This window comes from Pedobacter cryoconitis (assembly GCF_003259615.1).
In the GTDB taxonomy this organism is placed as follows: Bacteria; Bacteroidota; Bacteroidia; order Sphingobacteriales; family Sphingobacteriaceae; genus Pedobacter; species Pedobacter cryoconitis.
The window spans coordinates 95556-111220 of record NZ_QLLR01000012.1 but is presented as its reverse complement, the minus strand read 5'-3'; the positions used below and the strand labels follow the sequence as shown (position 1 = coordinate 111220).

Annotated in this window: 18 protein-coding genes; 14 read left to right on the top strand and 4 right to left on the bottom strand. The window is 38.9% G+C overall.

Annotation, left to right across the window (positions count from 1 at the left end; all coding sequences use genetic code 11):
* Positions 1-65 precede the first annotated feature (65 nt).
* From LY11_RS13620 to LY11_RS13570, 11 genes are all read left to right on the top strand, one after another.
* The gene (locus LY11_RS13620) at positions 66-1124 is read left to right on the top strand and encodes a COX15/CtaA family protein (protein WP_111634213.1); all 1059 of its coding nucleotides are present in this window, start codon (positions 66-68) and stop codon (positions 1122-1124) included.
* Between the two features lie 17 nt (positions 1125-1141).
* A complete protein-coding gene (gene cyoE / locus LY11_RS13615) occupies positions 1142-2044 on the top strand; it encodes a heme o synthase (protein WP_111634212.1) in 903 nt (300 codons plus the stop codon).
* A 10-nt stretch (positions 2045-2054) separates the two neighbouring features.
* The gene (locus tag LY11_RS13610) at positions 2055-2648 is read left to right on the top strand and encodes a cytochrome c oxidase subunit 3 (RefSeq protein WP_111634211.1); all 594 of its coding nucleotides are present in this window, start codon (positions 2055-2057) and stop codon (positions 2646-2648) included.
* A gap of 30 nt (positions 2649-2678) precedes the next feature.
* Entirely contained in the window at positions 2679-3386 is a 708-nt protein-coding gene (locus LY11_RS13605; RefSeq protein ID WP_111634210.1) for a cytochrome c oxidase subunit 3, read from the top strand.
* Between the two features lie 18 nt (positions 3387-3404).
* Positions 3405-3758 (top strand): cytochrome C oxidase subunit IV family protein, encoded by a 354-nt coding sequence (locus LY11_RS13600; protein ID WP_111634209.1) that lies wholly within the window; start codon positions 3405-3407, stop codon positions 3756-3758.
* A 3-nt stretch (positions 3759-3761) separates the two neighbouring features.
* Positions 3762-4469 (top strand): SCO family protein, encoded by a 708-nt coding sequence (locus LY11_RS13595; protein WP_111634208.1) that lies wholly within the window; start codon positions 3762-3764, stop codon positions 4467-4469.
* Positions 4470-4512: 43 nt separating this feature from the next.
* Complete coding sequence (locus LY11_RS13590) at positions 4513-5085, top strand: DUF420 domain-containing protein (protein ID WP_317047998.1); 573 nt, start codon at positions 4513-4515, stop codon at positions 5083-5085.
* A gap of 131 nt (positions 5086-5216) precedes the next feature.
* Complete coding sequence (locus LY11_RS13585; RefSeq protein WP_068403944.1) at positions 5217-5468, top strand: hypothetical protein; 252 nt, start codon at positions 5217-5219, stop codon at positions 5466-5468.
* Between the two features lie 15 nt (positions 5469-5483).
* Entirely contained in the window at positions 5484-5882 is a 399-nt protein-coding gene (locus LY11_RS13580; RefSeq protein ID WP_111634207.1) for a DUF983 domain-containing protein, read from the top strand.
* Entirely contained in the window at positions 5879-6541 is a 663-nt protein-coding gene (locus tag LY11_RS13575) for a DUF2461 domain-containing protein (protein WP_111634206.1), read from the top strand. Before LY11_RS13580 ends, LY11_RS13575 begins: the two co-directional genes overlap by 4 nt.
* Before the next feature lie 2 nt (positions 6542-6543).
* Entirely contained in the window at positions 6544-7386 is an 843-nt protein-coding gene (locus LY11_RS13570) for an OmpA/MotB family protein (protein WP_111634205.1), read from the top strand.
* Positions 7387-7460: 74 nt separating this feature from the next.
* On the opposite strand, the gene rfbC is transcribed toward LY11_RS13570, so the two are convergent.
* Genes rfbC through LY11_RS13555 form a run of 3 tightly spaced genes read right to left on the bottom strand, consistent with a single transcriptional unit; the run spans position 7461 to position 10186 of the window.
* A complete protein-coding gene (gene rfbC, locus LY11_RS13565) occupies positions 7461-8015 on the bottom strand; it encodes a dTDP-4-dehydrorhamnose 3,5-epimerase (RefSeq protein ID WP_111634204.1) in 555 nt (184 codons plus the stop codon).
* Positions 8016-8017: 2 nt separating this feature from the next.
* Positions 8018-8320, bottom strand: a complete 303-nt coding sequence (locus LY11_RS13560) for a DUF4286 family protein (protein ID WP_111634203.1) — start codon at positions 8318-8320, stop codon at positions 8018-8020.
* A gap of 54 nt (positions 8321-8374) precedes the next feature.
* Positions 8375-10186 carry a tetratricopeptide repeat protein gene (locus LY11_RS13555; protein WP_111634248.1) on the bottom strand — a complete coding sequence of 604 codons (1812 nt, stop codon included), beginning with the start codon at positions 10184-10186 and terminating at the stop codon, positions 8375-8377.
* Positions 10187-10282: 96 nt separating this feature from the next.
* Between LY11_RS13555 and LY11_RS13550 the strand changes: the two genes are divergently transcribed.
* The 3 genes from LY11_RS13550 to LY11_RS13540 are packed head-to-tail and all read left to right on the top strand — an operon-like array spanning position 10283 to position 14684.
* The gene (locus tag LY11_RS13550; protein WP_245952760.1) at positions 10283-12313 is read left to right on the top strand and encodes a S9 family peptidase; all 2031 of its coding nucleotides are present in this window, start codon (positions 10283-10285) and stop codon (positions 12311-12313) included.
* A gap of 9 nt (positions 12314-12322) precedes the next feature.
* Positions 12323-13990, top strand: coding sequence for a sensor histidine kinase (locus LY11_RS13545; protein WP_111634202.1), 1668 nt, complete (start codon positions 12323-12325; stop codon positions 13988-13990).
* Positions 13991-13994: 4 nt separating this feature from the next.
* A complete protein-coding gene (locus LY11_RS13540; protein ID WP_068403928.1) occupies positions 13995-14684 on the top strand; it encodes a response regulator transcription factor in 690 nt (229 codons plus the stop codon).
* A gap of 57 nt (positions 14685-14741) precedes the next feature.
* On the opposite strand, the gene LY11_RS13535 is transcribed toward LY11_RS13540, so the two are convergent.
* On the bottom strand, positions 14742-15461 hold the full coding sequence (locus LY11_RS13535; protein ID WP_111634201.1) for a hypothetical protein: 720 nt from the start codon (positions 15459-15461) through the stop codon (positions 14742-14744).
* Between the last annotated feature and the right edge of the window lie 204 nt (positions 15462-15665).

Genomic DNA, 15665 nt, shown 5'->3' with positions numbered 1-15665 from the left:
CAATGAGGTTATCTGCTTGAGTATCTACTTAGAACGATAACCTCATTTTTTTTAAAATCAAACCAATGGTTCCTAAATCTGAAAAGAGATTTATCCGGTTAAACCTGATTACTTTAATAGTGACGTTAGTACTCATCTTAGCAGGTGCAGTAGTACGGAGTACGGGATCAGGTATGGGTTGTCCGGACTGGCCAAAATGTTTTGACCAATATGTTCCGCCAACCTCGGTAGATCAGCTTCCGAAAGACTATAAAGAGAAATATGTAGCTGGCAGGGTTAAAAAGAATGAGCGTTTTGCGCTGATGCTTGATAAAATGGGTAAAAAGGACGTGGCAGATAGTATCCGTCACGATCAAAGTATAACAGTTCCGGAATCATTTAATGCAGCAAAGACCTGGACTGAATACATTAACCGCCTTACCGGAGCAGCTACAGGTTTTCTGTTAATTGCAGTTACCGTTCTTTCATTTACGTATAAGAGTAAAGCTAAAAGGATTATAGTTTTAAGTATACTGAATCTTTTTATGGTAGTTTTTCAGGCCTGGCTGGGATCAATTGTGGTTTCCACCAATTTGCTGGCCTGGGTAGTCACCCTTCATATGCTGCTGGCCCTGGTCATGCTGGCTATATTGGTTTATACCCATTACTACGCACAATCACTGCATAAAGAAGCGACTGTTGTCATTTCTACAGTGTTCTGGTTAAAAGTACTGATCCTGGTTTCTTTAGTGCTGAGCGTTCTGCAGATTGTTTTGGGAACAGAAGTCCGGGAAGCTATTGATGAGATTTCAAAGAACCTGTTATACCAGGAGAGACATACATGGATTGGGAAAATAGGGGACATCTTCTCTTATCACCGTGATCTGGCAATTTTTGTAGTGGTGCTGAACGCATTCATCTACCAGTTTGTAATGAATAAATTTGGTGGTAAGGCAACAGAATTGAAACTGGGAAATTCAATCGTACTCGTACTGATGGTACAAATTGCGAGTGGGTTATTATTATCTAACTTTGCACTGCCACCTGCAGCTCAGGTGATACATTTAGTGTTCTCAACAGTTCTGTTTACGCTCCAGTTTTATCTTTATCTGCTGGTATACAGAACAAGTACTTATAATCAATAATATTAAAACACATAGAATTGAAATTATTTTTCTCAGATTTATCTAAACTCATCAAATTCAGACTTACTTTTCTGGTTGTGTTTTCTGCGTCAGTTACTTTTTTAATTGGTTCAAGGATGCAGGTTGCCAGAGGTGAGGTTCCGTCTATTGACTGGGGAAACTGGCTGATTCTGGTAGCAGGTGGGTTTTTAGTAACTGCTGCAGCAAACTGCTTCAATGAGATTATAGAAAAGGATCTGGATAAACTGATGACCCGTACAATGGATCGTCCGATGCCAGCAGGAAGAATGACAACAGGCCAGGGATTAGTACTGGGTTTGATCATGGGAATGCTTGGTACCTGGTTATTAGGGAAGCTGAATCTGGAAACAGGGCTTTTATCAGTATTTTCTATCTTGCTGTACGCATTCGTTTATACCCCTTTAAAACGTAAATCTCCGATTGCTGTTTTTGTTGGCGCAATACCAGGTGCTTTACCACCGCTAATCGGTTATTTAGCTGCACTGGGCCATACAACAAACTTTACACATGTAGATTACGAAGTGGCAGGAATTCTTTTCCTGATACAGTTCGTATGGCAGTTTCCACATTTCTGGGCAATTGCATGGGTTTTGGATGATGATTATAAAAAAGCAGGCTTCAGATTGCTGCCTACTAAGAAAAGAGACAAGACCACCGCATTTCTTGTTTTCTTAAGCACGTTAATATTAATACCTGTGAGTTTGCTGCCTACATTCTTTGGATTTGGCGGTTATTACATCGCAGGAGTTTCTATCATAGCCGGAGTGATTTTTGCACTGCTGGCCTTTAAACTACTGGTAAAACTGGATATAGACAGCGCACGTAAAGTGATGTTCTGTTCGTTCTTTTATATACCACTGGTACAATTGATTTTATTGTTTGATTTTATAGGTAAATAGTTTTTTATATATGGTACACACATTAAAACCGGAAGACGTAGCGCAGGATAGATTAGCTACCTCTTTTAAAGCTAAGAAATTCGTTCTTTGGCTATTTGTGGTTTCTTCAACTATTATGTTCGGAGGGTTCACAAGTTATTATATTGTATTTGCAGCATCTAAGGGTAAAGGACATGGATTGGTTCTTCCGGATGTCTTTATGTACAGCACAGCAGTACTTGTATTGAGCAGCATCTGCTTATTCTTTGCAGCAAAGGCAGTCCGTCAGCAGAATATACAGACACAAAAAATATTTCTATGGTCGACCCTGGTATTGGGGATTGCTTTTGGCTATCTTCAGGTTGATGCCTGGTCGGCACTATACCAAAGTGGTGCAACACTGGTTAACAATAACGCAGCAATTTCTACGATTTATATTGTTTCCGGCATGCACTTACTGCACATTTTTGCAGGACTTTGTTTCATCCTGAACAGTCTTTGGGGTGCATATAGCAAAATTCCTAAAGAAAATGCGGTGTATCGCATAGAAATAGCCTCTATATTTTGGCATTTTATAGATATATTATGGATATATCTCTATGTTTTTTTACTTTTGAACAGTTAGACTTTTTAACAAACTATTACAATTTTTAAAATGAATTCATTATCACAATTAGATCAGGTAAAAACTACTCCATGGAGTGGCGGCCGTTCACCGTGGTCGGTAGAATACGGAAAAATAATGATGTGGTTTTTCTTGCTATCAGATGCATTTACATTCTCTTCATTATTGGTATACTACGGAGCACAACGTTTCACAAAGTTTACATGGCCTGATCCGGATTTGGTATTCCAGTCTATTCCAGGTGTAATGGATTCAGGAGCACCATTAGTGTTCGTAGGTATTATGACTTTTATCCTGATCATGAGTTCGGTAACTATGGTATTAGCTGTTGAAGCTGGTCACAGACGTGCTAAGAAAGAAGTGATCTGGTGGATGGTTGCGACTATTATCGGTGGTTTCATGTTCCTGGGTTGCCAGGCATTAGAGTGGACTCACCTTCACCATGAAGGTTTCTGGTGGGCATCTATTCCAAAACCAGAGAAATTACAAGAATTCTTTGTTGGGCCAGTGTCTAACGTTGCGGCACAACAATTTGCTAACTTGTTCTTTACCATTACCGGATTCCACGGATTTCACGTATTCACAGGTGTACTCCTGAATATTATCATCTTATGTATGACTATTAACGGTACTTTCGAGAAACGTGGTCATTACCTGATGGTAGAAAAAGTAGGTTTATACTGGCACTTTGTTGACCTGGTTTGGGTATTCGTATTTACCTTCTTCTATTTAGTTTAATTCCTCAAAAAATATATTATGTCTGAACATAACTTACAAAATACAGGAGAGCATGCACACGATGAGCATGCTGGCCTAAGCAAATCAAAAATCTGGCAGGTATTCTTTATCTTATTAGGAATTACTGTAGTAGAATTTATCATTGCATTGGTAATTTTACCAAAACATTTGATTCCTCATACGGCTGGTAATATTGCTTATATCTTATTAACCCTTTTAAAAGCATATTATATTGTTGCCTACTTTATGCACCTTAAGTTTGAGAAAACCGGGCTGCAGTTGTCACTTGGGCTCGCATTTATATTTATTGCGTACTTTATAACTTTAATGCTCATTGAAGGTGGTTATTTGCATATACATATGACTATTTAATTCATGAAGTTTTCTTCAATAAAAAAAATAATAATCCTGGTATCGATTTTAGCGGTACCGGGATTTTTATATTATGAACTGGTTGAACAAGGGAAGAACAGGTATAAACCGTTACCCTTTTTCGGCCCCAAAAAAGTAGCCGCTACTTTCCATTCCAAAAGAGGGAAACAGATTCCTGATACCATTTATCATCAATTACCTGACTTCCGGTTTATTAACCAGCAGGCAGATACGGTGAGCTGGAAGAATTACGAAGGAAAGATTATTGTGCTGAACCTGATTTATACATCCGGGAATAATTATGCCGTAGAATTTGCCAACAAAGCAATGAACGTGTATATGAATACCTATATCAAAAACCCGTTGATTCATTTTATAGGGTTGAGTATAGATCCGACAACAGATGCCCCGGCTAAATTGCTTCCTTATGCGGAGAAACTAAAAGCAAAAGCCGGTAAATGGGATATATTGACCGGAGATAGTACTGCAGTTTATAACTGGATTAATAAAGGGCTTTATATTGATGCACAGCAGCATTTTGAAAAAGGAGAACGTAAATTCATTTATAGTAATTTATTTGTCCTTCTGGACCCTCAGCACCGTATCAGAGGCTATTATGATGCGACGAATCAGGAAGCGCTCTCCAAGCTGAATGATGAAATAAAAGTTCTCGTTGCCGAAGAACTTAGAAATGTAAGAGACGGAAGGTAGGCTTGCCCTGTAAGCTATCTGATGCTTAATAAAGATATACACCATGAATATTAACGATAAATTCTTTTTACGCCTGATCTGGATCGTTTCTGCAGTAGTACTTGCTGTAGTTATTGCTTTGAAGATTGTACCTCCACCAACAACAAAACCATCATTCATTTACTTATTACCACATTTAATTGGTGGCATAAATGCGACCTGTGCAGTATTACTGATTCTGTCTTTAATCTTTATCAAGAAGAAAAATATACAGGCACATAAAGTAACGAATGTGATTACTTTTATGCTGTCGGCTATTTTTCTTGTCTTTTATATCCTTTTTCACCTTTATGAAAAGGATACTAAATATGGAGATATTGATCATAACGGAGTCCTTTCTGTAGCTGAACTGGCAGCAGTGAGCGGAACAAGAATGATTTATTTCTTCATTCTGATTACCCATATTATGCTGGCCGTTATAGTATTGCCATTGATCCTGATTAGTTTCCTCAGAGGATTCAGCATGCAGATTGAAAGACACCGTAAGATCGTTAGATGGGCTTACCCGGTATGGTTATACGTTGCTGTTACCGGGGTAATTGTCTACCTGATGATTTCACCATATTATAATTTTTAAACAACCCGGCATTTTTACATTAGACTTATGTAATGTCAGGCTTAATTGTTCGTTTAATCTTATATTTGCTATAGTTAGTAATTCACCTGATGAAACTTGTTTTTTGCAAGTTTCGTAAACAATAGAATCCAATGAAAAGAGCTATTATCTTCTTTATTCTTTTGGTTGCTGTAACAGCAGGAGCTGGTCTGCAGAAAGCTGCTGCACAATGTGCCATGTGTACAATTAGTGCAGAGCAGGGAACTCAAAACGGGAATACACAGGCTGTAGGCTTGAATACAGGTGTTTTATACCTGATGGCAATTCCTTACCTGATGATTGCTGCAATAGGCTTCCTGTGGTATAAAAGATACCGTCGTTCACAAGCCTCGCTGCGTTCCTGATCTCTTTCAGCTTAGATGGAGAAAACGACCAAGCTATATGCACTGGTAAACGGTAAATGTCCGCATTGCCGCAGAGGAGATATCTTTACCGGTACTTTATATGGTTTCGATTTACAACGTACAAATGATATTTGCAGTCATTGCGGACAGCGCTACGAAATAGAGCCAGGTTATTTTTATGCCTCTATGTACGTAAGCTATGCAATGAATGTAATGGAAATGATTGCCGTGGGCATTGCAACCTATGTCTTTTCCGGGGGTAACCTGGAATTTGATTCCTTATGGATGTATGTAGGGGTGATTTTTAGTGGATGCTTAGTTCTTGCACCCTTTAACTATCGTTATTCCCGCGTGATTTTATTACATTGGCTCTCTCCTAAAATTAGTTATAACGCCTATTACGACAGACCATGATTAAGCCAGAAACACTAGCTTTTTTAAGCGCAGTAGCAGCAAATAATAACAGGGAATGGTTTGCCCTGAACAAGGAAGTCTATGAAACAGCAAAGGCTGATGTGATTCACCTTGTTGAGGAACTTATTCCTATTCTTGCGACCGTTGATCCGCAATTTCCACTCGAAACACAAGCTAAGAAATGCGTGATGCGTATTTACAGGGATGTGCGGTTCAGTAAAAATAAAGACCCCTATAAGAACAACTTTGGAGTTTCCTTCTCTGTGAAAAACTCGAATGGGAACGGACCGGAATTCTATTTACACCTTCAGCCAGGCAACTCCTTTTTTGCCGGCGGTTACTGGATGCCAGAGGCTCCGCTGCTTAAAAAAATAAGAGAAGAAATAGATTATAATACCTCAGAGTTTCTTGAAATTATAGAAGCTAAAGGTTTTACAGACCAGTTTGAGCTGAGTAAAAATGATACGCTGAAGAAAGCCCCTAAAGGATATGATCCGGAGCATCCTCATATTGAGCTGTTAAAACTCAAAAGCTTCATTGCTGTTTTACCACTCACCGATGCAGAACTAGTAAAACCTGCCTTGGTTAATCACTTAAAAAAAGCATTTACAGGTATATACCCATTCGTCCGCTTCCTGAGGGGAGCCATAGCACCATAATTATGAAGAGAGTTATTTTGTTTTTAAGCATCGGTTTATTAGCCAGTGCATTCAGTTCATGTGTAGTCCTGTCGCCAAAAAAGTACAAAGCCTTATTGGCTAAACAAGACTCATTAGGTACCGGATGGAGCGGAGCACAGGAATCCATTGATCACCTGCAGAGCGCCATTTCTAAATTACAACGTGACACTGCCAACCTGAATGGTCAGCTCAATGAGCTTCAAGGTAAATATAAAGCGATAAACGGCAGTTATGCCAAGTTAAAGGATAATAGTTCCTCGGCGATCAGTAAGCTCTCAGACGACCTTAAAAAGCGTGAACAACGCCTTAAAGAAGTAGAAGATGTGTTGCGTAAACGTGACGAAGCCTCTAATCAATTAAAAGAAAAATTAGAACAGGCACTGCTTGGATTCTCTAAGAACGGATTAACCGTAGAAATGAAAAACGGTAAAGTTTATGTCTCTCTGACTGATAAACTCTTATTCCCTTCAGCAAGTATTATTATTGATGAAAAAGGAAAACAGGCATTGGCTCAGCTGGCCAAAGTATTAAAAGAGCAGCCGGAGATCATCATTGCAGTAGAAGGACATACAGATTCACAGAAAATCACTAACCTGGGTCAGATTAAGGATAACTGGGACTTAAGTGTATTACGCTCTACTTCTGTAGTGCGTTACCTGACAGAAACTGAAAAAGTTCCGGGTGTAAGGTTAACTGCAACAGGAAAAGGTGAATTCCAGCCATTAGAGCTGAATACTACTCCGGAAGGAAGAAGCAAGAACCGCAGGATTGAAATTGTACTGTCGCCTAAATTGGATGAACTGTATAACCTGATCAAAAAATAATTATCATTCTATAAAAAATGGGCATCCGGATTATCCGGATGCCCATTTTTTATAGAATGATATTAACTCGTGAATTAAAAAGGGCTCACGAAATCTTTAAAAGAAGAAAGTACCAAATCCTTATCAGAAAGTAAAAGCTCTTCTTTGGTTAGCTCTTCGCTCCAGTTGATATTCAGATCTGCATCATTCCAGATTACACCACATTCGGACTCTTTATCGTAATAATTAGTCACTTTGTAGGTGAAAATAGTATCATCTTCAAGTGTTAAGAAACCATGAAGGAACCCTGGCGGAACCCATAATTGCTTATGGTTTTCACCACTCAGGACGATGCTGAAATGCTGACCATAAGTAGCAGATCCTTTCCTGACATCAACAGCAACATCAAGTACCTTACCCTGTATAACCCTTACCAGTTTTCCTTGTGCAAAAGGAGCTTTCTGAGCATGTAAACCACGCAAAGTACCTTTTTGTGAGAAAGATTGATTGTCTTGTACAAAGTCGGCCTCAATGCCGGCTCCGGCAAATGCGCGCGCACTAAAACTCTCGTAAAAATAGCCACGGTTATCTTTCCATACTTTAGGTTCGATAACAAAAAGATCAGCTATAGGTGTTTGTATCATATTCATAATTAGGCTATATATTCCATTACGGTAGTGAAAGAAACGAATTTATCCTTAAAACGACTATTTAATTCTGCTGCCAGCGCATTTGCATGCGTTAACTGATAAGCATCATAATCTTCAATTGACTGTACAACGTATTGTGCGCAATAAGTTACACCTTCATTTGGTGAATCGACTACTTTTAATAATCTGTTGGAAACGAATAATCCAGTAGCCATTACTTCAGGAATATGTTCTTCTTGCATCCATTGCAGCCATGCCGCAGCAGAAGCTTCTTCAATAATCAGGGTTACATTGTATAATAACATGGCACAAAGATATAATTAAGAGTTTGTGTAATTTTATAAATTACAGGAATAAATTCAGGATTCCATAGGATCACCTCTCAATTTCCTGAAATGCTTGCGTGCCTCAGTTACAAACATACTTCCCGGAAAGTCCACAATCAATTTTTGATATAATGTCTTAGCTTGCTCAGGATCGTTCAATTGGTCTTCATAGATTCCGGCAAGGATAAACAACGCTTCATCTGCCCAGTTTCCTTTTTGCTGATGTCCGATCAATTCTTTAAGCAAAGGCACAGCAAGAGCGAAATCCCTGTTTTTGATATATATGTTTGATTTAAACATCAAAATATCATCAGTAAGACTGTTTTTAGGATATAACAAGGCAATGCTGTCCACTTTGGCTATAGCTTCCTTATGGAGGTTTCTGAATTGTAATGATTCAGCAGCGGCATACATTTTAAGCGCCAGTGTATCCGTTTTGGTTTCCAGGTGGTCGGAGATCAAAAGGCTGAGATTTAGCGCATCATTCGCTATCAATTGTTCTGTTGAAGCCTTTAATACATCTGCCTGCGATTTAGCATAACTGAAATTTCCCTGTTCAAATGATAACCTTGCAGATCTGTATTTTGCTTCTGTTCCTATGTTTTGATTTTCAAACTCCTTAGCGACCTGCTCATACATCAAAATGGCCTCCCAAGGTTGTTGTGTAAGTCTGTAAATATCTCCAAGCTCGAGTTTCATTTCAGCCAGTTCAGCACTGGCGATACCCGGAATTTTTATAGCTTCTTCCAATGCGGATTCTGCCTTTTTAAGATCCTTCAGATAATAAGCCTGTAGATTTGCCCATTTTCTGAGTGCAAAAAGTGTTTTAGCATTCCTGCCGTATTCATCCAGGATCTCCTGATATTGAGCCGCAAGTGCTACCACATCTTTCTGCTCATTTTTCCCCAATAAAAGCGCTTGATAACTGGCATCGATCAATGCTAACTTGGAAGATAGATAATAGGGGCTATCCTTGCCCTTCAATGCTAGATAAGTATATGCTTTGATAGCCGTATCATAAGCTTTATTAGAGGCAAATATCTGCGCATGTTCAAATAAGATAGTTCCGTCATCCTTAATTCTTTTATCCTGTGCAATTAATTGGCGCAGTGCCATATCATATTCTTTTTGCTGCAAAAATTGCCAGATCAGCAGCTTTGAGTAAGATTCATTTTGCGGATCTTTCTGTATCCTTTTGAATAGAGAATTCTGAAGTGTCTGGTAATCGGCATTCGTTTCAAAGACCGATGGTAATACCGTCTCAGCCTGCTGTAACATTTGCGGCATGGTAGACAAAGCATTTAAATATTCTTCCCCCAGCTTGTTTTTGTCCTTTTTGAAACGATAAATGCTTAACAGTTCAAAAGTGAAGAGCTGATTGTTCTTCTGATTTTTCCGCGCTTGCAGAAATACATCCGCAGCCAGATCATATTCGCCTATCTGGTATAAATCATTTGCCAGCGTTCTTATTTTAGATTCATCTTCAGGAAGGGAATGCAAAAGCTGATCAAAAGTCTTTGCCGCATTATCCAGTTCTCCTTTTTCCTTATAAATCCGGCCCTGTATAGTCAGATATTTTGACGATCCGGGGTTTTGTTTGATCAGCTTTTTAATCGCTTTATCAGCTACCTCATATTGTTTTGATTTGATAAGGGCATTGAAGTAAAGGTCTAAATAAGCTTCGTTCTTTGTTTTGATGGCTATTTTCTCCAGTAATATGGAAGCTTTTTGATAATCTCCATTTTGATAATATAGCATCGCCATTTCATTATCATTATTAGTTTGTGCCAATAATGATAGTGAACCTGTAAAGCAAAGTATAATTGCCAATATTGTTTTGATCATAATGTTCTGAATCAACCTGAACAGCAAAGAAATTGTTATCAAAAATAAAGATAATAAATTGTGGTTTCCCATCACCCAGGATTACCCGTATTTTAAATGTTACCGGACATTTCTTTATCAGCGATAAAATATTCCTATTTTGAGTCGCTCTCCATTGCTGTTCAGGTAACAATATTAGTGTATTGCCTGTTTAGACAGATGGCGTTGCGTATTTTTGCAGGCTACCACAATGCTATGACCCTAAAGAAAAGATATTTATTAATTGTTCTTCTAGCCCTTTTTAGTGCTTGCCGGCAAAGCAGGCAGGTAAGGGTTATTCCTGTAGCCGACTTCTTTAAGGCACAGGATAAGGGTTCTTATGCAATTTCTCTGGACGGTAAAACTATGTCTTATTTGAAATTGCAGGGTAAAAAGCAAAACTTATTTGTAGAAGATCTGACTACTGGCAGATCCTCACAGATCACACAATTGAACGAAAAGAATATCAATTATTATTTCTGGGTGAGTAATGATGAAATCGTTTATTATAAAGAAAAAGCTGGTGCAGACCGGTTATCTGATATTTTTATTATCAATAAAAACGGAGAAAATGAACGTCAGCTGAGTGACAATGGGAAAAGCAGGATGCACGTTCTCAAAGATCAGCTGATAGATGGTAAATTCTTATTGGTTTCGTCTAATAAAAGAGATTCCACAGTATTTGATGTTTACCGCTTAAATGTAAGGGACGGTCAGATGGACATGGCTGCCAGGAATCCCGGAAACATTACCAACTGGGTTACAGATTCGAAAGGGCAGATACGCCTGGCCACTACCAGTGATGGGGTAAACCAGACTTTACTCTACAGGGAAACTGAAAACCAGGCCTTCAGAGCTGTAGTGACCAATAATTTTAAAACTACTTTCACGCCTATTGCGATTTCGGACGTGAGGCCAAATATTGTTTACGCGATTTCTAACGTCAACAGAGATAAAAATGCACTAATAGAATTAAATTGTCTGACGGGGAAAGAAAGCAAAGTACTTTTCAGTAACGATACGCTGAATGTAGTGGATGCTCAATATTCAGAATCCAAGAAAACAATAGCTTTTGTAATCTGTGAAACCTGGAAAAAGGAGAAGCACTATCTGGACCCTTCTGTCAAAAAGTTATATGAAAAGCTTGATAAATTATTACCAGGTACTGAATCCAGAATTATTGACAGAGATAAAGCAGAGAATACATTTATTGTAAGAACATTTACAGATAGGAATCCGGGTTCTTATTACTTATATATCGCCAATAAAGGTACGATCAGAAAACTAAGTGATTTTAATCCTTACGTTAAAGAAGCTGAAATGTGCGAAATGAAACCTGTTTCTTATACCGCACGTGACGGATTAAAAATACAGGGGTACCTTACTTTACCGATTAATAAACCGTCTTCAAACCTTCCTGTGGTTGTTTTGCCGCATGATGGCCCGGGACGCAGAGACTCCTGGGGTTACAAAGCAGAGGTGCAGTTCCTTGCAAATAGAGGGTACGCAGTGTTTCAGGTGAACTATAGAGGCTCATCCGGTTACGGGAAGTCTTTTGCGGCTGCAGGATCTGGTCAATGGGGTGGTAAAATCAAAGATGATATTAATGATGGCGTAAGATGGCTCATTGAGAATAAAATTGCGAATCCAAGGAAAATCGCTATTTATGGTTCTGGATTTGGTGGTTATATCGCGTTAAATAGTTTATATTCGAGTCCGGGGATGTATGTTTGCGGCGGCTCTAATTCTGGAGTGATAAATTTATTTAGTTACCTGAAGTCCATTCCCCCATTTTTGAAGACCAATTTGCAGATGTACTATGAGGTGATCGGTAATCCTGTAACAGAGGGTGACCGGATGAGACAGGTTTCTCCGGTGTTTCACGCAGATAAATTCAGGGTTCCCGTGTTTCTTGCGCAGAGTCCGAAAGATCCAAGGAGCAATTCCGGTGAGGCTGTTCAGTTTGTAAAAGAGCTTAAAAAAAGAAATGTGAATGTGACTTATCTGGAAAAAGAATATAATGAATTTTCTCCGCAGGGTGAGGATATGCGTCAGAAGCTATATGCTTCATTGGAGCAATTTTTGTCTGTAAATTTATCCAGGAAATAGGTGAATAATATGGCTCCGGAAAAAACTAGTGGCTATCGTAAGAACTTTTCACTGATCGTCACCTTCATTGTGCTGATCTCTGTACTGTTTATCTTGTCGCTGTTTCTGGCGTATAATTTCAGTAAGAAATTTATAGAGAATGAGTTTGTCTCTGAAAAGGTAAAGGTACTGGAAGAAAGTATTAAGCCTTACAATGAGTTTTTTCAGAACAAAGTCCCTGAAATCTCTTATTACAATGGTTATCTTGATTCTGCGACGGCATCGAAGTTTGTCGATACGATTATTAACGCCTATCCTTTCGTTTCAAAGGTGGTTTTTTATGATTCTGAGATTGGCAATTCGCCGGTCAGGGATGGACTGAATACCGGGCATTTCTCTTTTGGCCCTAAAAATATTTATCAGTTTGGTGATTTAGTGCCTTTGGATTCAGTCAAATTGTTTTCCAGGGATGATACGAAAAAGTTCAGCAGGGGAGACGATTTTAATGCTTTAGGAATTAAGCTGATTTCTTACATTGAGAGTCTGGATACCACGAGTGTGCCTAGTCAGGAAGAGCTTTTTACGAATTTCAGCATTATCCGTTCCAACAAGATCACTTACCTGAATATTCCGGGGTTTGAAGATTTAAAGGTCTATAAGCAGATGTTAAGGCAGCAGCTGAGCCCGTCTCCGGTTTATCAGCAGGATATGTTATCTTTTCATCTTGATCCTTATAAGATCAGGATTATCAATACGCGTCCGCTGTTATATCAAAACATAAGAATTGAGCCGCTTACTTATGATCCTTTAAATACGTCTACAGATTATGTGGCCACAGAGATTACTTTACCGGGGCCATTTTCAGATTATAAGCTTTATTTTATTTCGGCAAAGTCGTTTGTAGCTCAGGAGATCCTGAGTTATTTTATGCCTATTGCTTTGGTCATGTTACTTTTCTATGGAATTTTGGTTCTGGTAACTGTTTTGATTTACAGAAATCTGAATATTAATCATAAGATGTTTAAATTGCAGTACGATTTTGTGAATAATCTGACGCATGAGTTTAAAACACCTGTGAGTGTGATCAAGATAGCAGGTAATAATATTAAAAGTGCGAGTGCGCTGACTGAAAGGGAGCTTAAGTTGTATGGTAAGATCCTGGATGAGGAAGCCGACAAGTTAAATGGACTGATGAACAAGTTACTGGCTTTCACGCAAATTGAAAATCGGGCTATTCAGTTGAATCATGATGAAATCAATATTGTAGACTTTATTGAGAGTACAATCGAGTCACATACGTTGAAGCATCCTGATTTTGTGGTCACTTACGAGGTTACTGGTTTTGGGACATTTATTACCGATCCGGTGTTGCTTGGCAGTCTTTTTGACAACTTAGCGGAGAATGCGTATAAGTATTCTCGTCCTGAGCATAAGCGGCTGCATATTGTAGCGAGAATGATTAAAGGAAAAGTTGTATTCAGATTTGTGGATCAGGGGATAGGTATTCCTACACCAGAAATTAATAATATCTTTAAGAAGTTTTACCGGATACAGAACCAATATAATCAGAATGGTAGTGTTGGTTTGGGGTTGGCTTTTTGTAAGGAACTGGTGAATTTCATGAAGGGTGAGATTACGGTAAAGAGTAAAGTAAATAAAGGAACAGAGTTTAAAATAGTACTGCCTTATAATAATTAAAGATATGTCTAAAGGAATTAAAATACTGATAGTTGAGGATGATGAAAATTTAAGGTTTTTAGTGGTACACAGACTAAAGTCTGAGGGTTATGATGTACTGGAAACTGGTGATGGTGAGCTGGCAGTAAAAACTATCATGGATGAAAAGCCTGATATTGTTTTGCTGGACTGGATGTTACCGGGTAAGCAGGGATCAGATGTTTGTCAGGAGGTGCGTAAGCAGGGTTTTGAGAATTTGATTATTATGATGACTGCTAAGGCGCAGGATGTGGACAAGATCGATGCTTATACTTTTGGGGTGTCTGATTATGTGACCAAGCCGTTTAATATGGATGTTTTGGTGGCGATGCTGGAGAGTAAGGTGAAGTTTTTGCTGAACAATGATAAGTCAGAGATCCACCGTTTCGGGGATATGGAGCATCATCCTAATATTCATACGCTTTACAGAAGCGGAAGAAAGATCGAGTTAACGATATTAGAGAACAGGATTTTATTATATTTCCTGAGAAATCCGAATAAGGTAATTAACCGTGATGAGTTGATGCTGGTTGTCTGGGGTTATAATTCTGATGTAAATACGCGTACGCTTGATATGCATATTGTTCGTTTAAGAAAGAAGATTGAGTTAAATCCTGATAATCCTCAGTTGTTGCAAACTGTGAGGGGTATTGGATACCGTTTTAATGCGGGATAATTTTTAATAGTTATTTGTGATAGCGCAGTCTTGTTTACAGGGCTGCGCTATTTTTGTTTAAATGTCATCACGCAACCTGGCAGCCCAGAAGGGGTACTTTGTTCCATCTTCTATAAAATTGAGGAAGTGTGTTTCGTCTGGTATAATCAGGGCTCCATGTGTTTTTCTGAGTACACTGAATATACTTTGATCATGGCGGTGGTCTATAAAGGTTTTTTGCTGAATGGCGGGGTTTTTCTGGTCTGTAAACAGGGATGGGGCTTCATATAGTGTGTCGTACCATTTGTCTATGAGTTGTGTGGTGTGGTGGCATTTTCTCAGCATGATAACAGTTGCCATCAATTGATTAGAATTGATAATTTCTGCTGGTGTTTTGAGGTAATCAAATACTTCTTGTTTGGTATATTCATTTTCTTTGTGGGGGAGTTCGAAGGCGAGTATACCGGTGTCGGTTGCTGTGAGCAGGTTCAGGTATTCGTGGTAGCGCTGGGCTCCTCTTTTGTTAATGACACATCCTGCGTCAGCATAGATTAAAACGTCGTTTTCCGGAAGGGTGTCGAATATTCTCTTAATGAGGTAGGGTTTCCAGATCCAGTATCCTCCGCCTTTTCCCTGTTCAAGTATTGATTTGAAGTGTTTGGCGAAGATGGGGTCTATGGTGGATGGGCTATAGGCTTTTACTTCGTCGAAAAAGGTGGAATCTACGGCTGTTTGTTTGAGGAATTTTCTCTGCTCTCTGTATTTATCGTCTCCGTAGGTTATAAAGTGAGTTTTCATAGCGTTTAATTTATTTATAATGTAATAAATTAAGTTTAACGGGTTGGGTTAAGTTGTTAGTGAGTTATTAACAGTGTGGAGGGGGATGGTGATTGGAGGAGAAGTAATTGCAGGGAGGTGATTGCAGGGAGCTTAGTTGGAGGAGCTGATGCGAGTTGGATTGAGGCGGATCAGGGTCAGGGGTAGGGTTTTCCTGGCTTCGCA

What these genes read in the sequence shown, in the direction of transcription:
- LY11_RS13595 (WP_111634208.1), top strand. Translation starts at nt 3,762, where the DNA reads ATGAAGTTTTCTTCAATAAAAAAAATAATAATCCTGGTATCGATTTTA.
- LY11_RS13540 (WP_068403928.1), top strand. Translation starts at nt 13,995, where the DNA reads ATGTCTAAAGGAATTAAAATACTGATAGTTGAGGATGATGAAAATTTA.
- LY11_RS13550 (WP_245952760.1), top strand. Translation starts at nt 10,283, where the DNA reads ATGTTACCGGACATTTCTTTATCAGCGATAAAATATTCCTATTTTGAG.
- rfbC (WP_111634204.1), bottom strand. Translation starts at nt 8,015, where the DNA reads ATGAATATGATACAAACACCTATAGCTGATCTTTTTGTTATCGAACCT.
- LY11_RS13535 (WP_111634201.1), bottom strand. Translation starts at nt 15,461, where the DNA reads ATGAAAACTCACTTTATAACCTACGGAGACGATAAATACAGAGAGCAG.
- LY11_RS13570 (WP_111634205.1), top strand. Translation starts at nt 6,544, where the DNA reads ATGAAGAGAGTTATTTTGTTTTTAAGCATCGGTTTATTAGCCAGTGCA.
- LY11_RS13585 (WP_068403944.1), top strand. Translation starts at nt 5,217, where the DNA reads ATGAAAAGAGCTATTATCTTCTTTATTCTTTTGGTTGCTGTAACAGCA.
- LY11_RS13605 (WP_111634210.1), top strand. Translation starts at nt 2,679, where the DNA reads ATGAATTCATTATCACAATTAGATCAGGTAAAAACTACTCCATGGAGT.
- LY11_RS13560 (WP_111634203.1), bottom strand. Translation starts at nt 8,320, where the DNA reads ATGTTATTATACAATGTAACCCTGATTATTGAAGAAGCTTCTGCTGCG.
- LY11_RS13555 (WP_111634248.1), bottom strand. Translation starts at nt 10,186, where the DNA reads ATGATCAAAACAATATTGGCAATTATACTTTGCTTTACAGGTTCACTA.
- LY11_RS13620 (WP_111634213.1), top strand. Translation starts at nt 66, where the DNA reads ATGGTTCCTAAATCTGAAAAGAGATTTATCCGGTTAAACCTGATTACT.
- LY11_RS13545 (WP_111634202.1), top strand. Translation starts at nt 12,323, where the DNA reads ATGGCTCCGGAAAAAACTAGTGGCTATCGTAAGAACTTTTCACTGATC.
- LY11_RS13575 (WP_111634206.1), top strand. Translation starts at nt 5,879, where the DNA reads ATGATTAAGCCAGAAACACTAGCTTTTTTAAGCGCAGTAGCAGCAAAT.
- LY11_RS13580 (WP_111634207.1), top strand. Translation starts at nt 5,484, where the DNA reads ATGGAGAAAACGACCAAGCTATATGCACTGGTAAACGGTAAATGTCCG.
- LY11_RS13600 (WP_111634209.1), top strand. Translation starts at nt 3,405, where the DNA reads ATGTCTGAACATAACTTACAAAATACAGGAGAGCATGCACACGATGAG.
- LY11_RS13590 (WP_317047998.1), top strand. Translation starts at nt 4,513, where the DNA reads ATGAATATTAACGATAAATTCTTTTTACGCCTGATCTGGATCGTTTCT.
- LY11_RS13610 (WP_111634211.1), top strand. Translation starts at nt 2,055, where the DNA reads ATGGTACACACATTAAAACCGGAAGACGTAGCGCAGGATAGATTAGCT.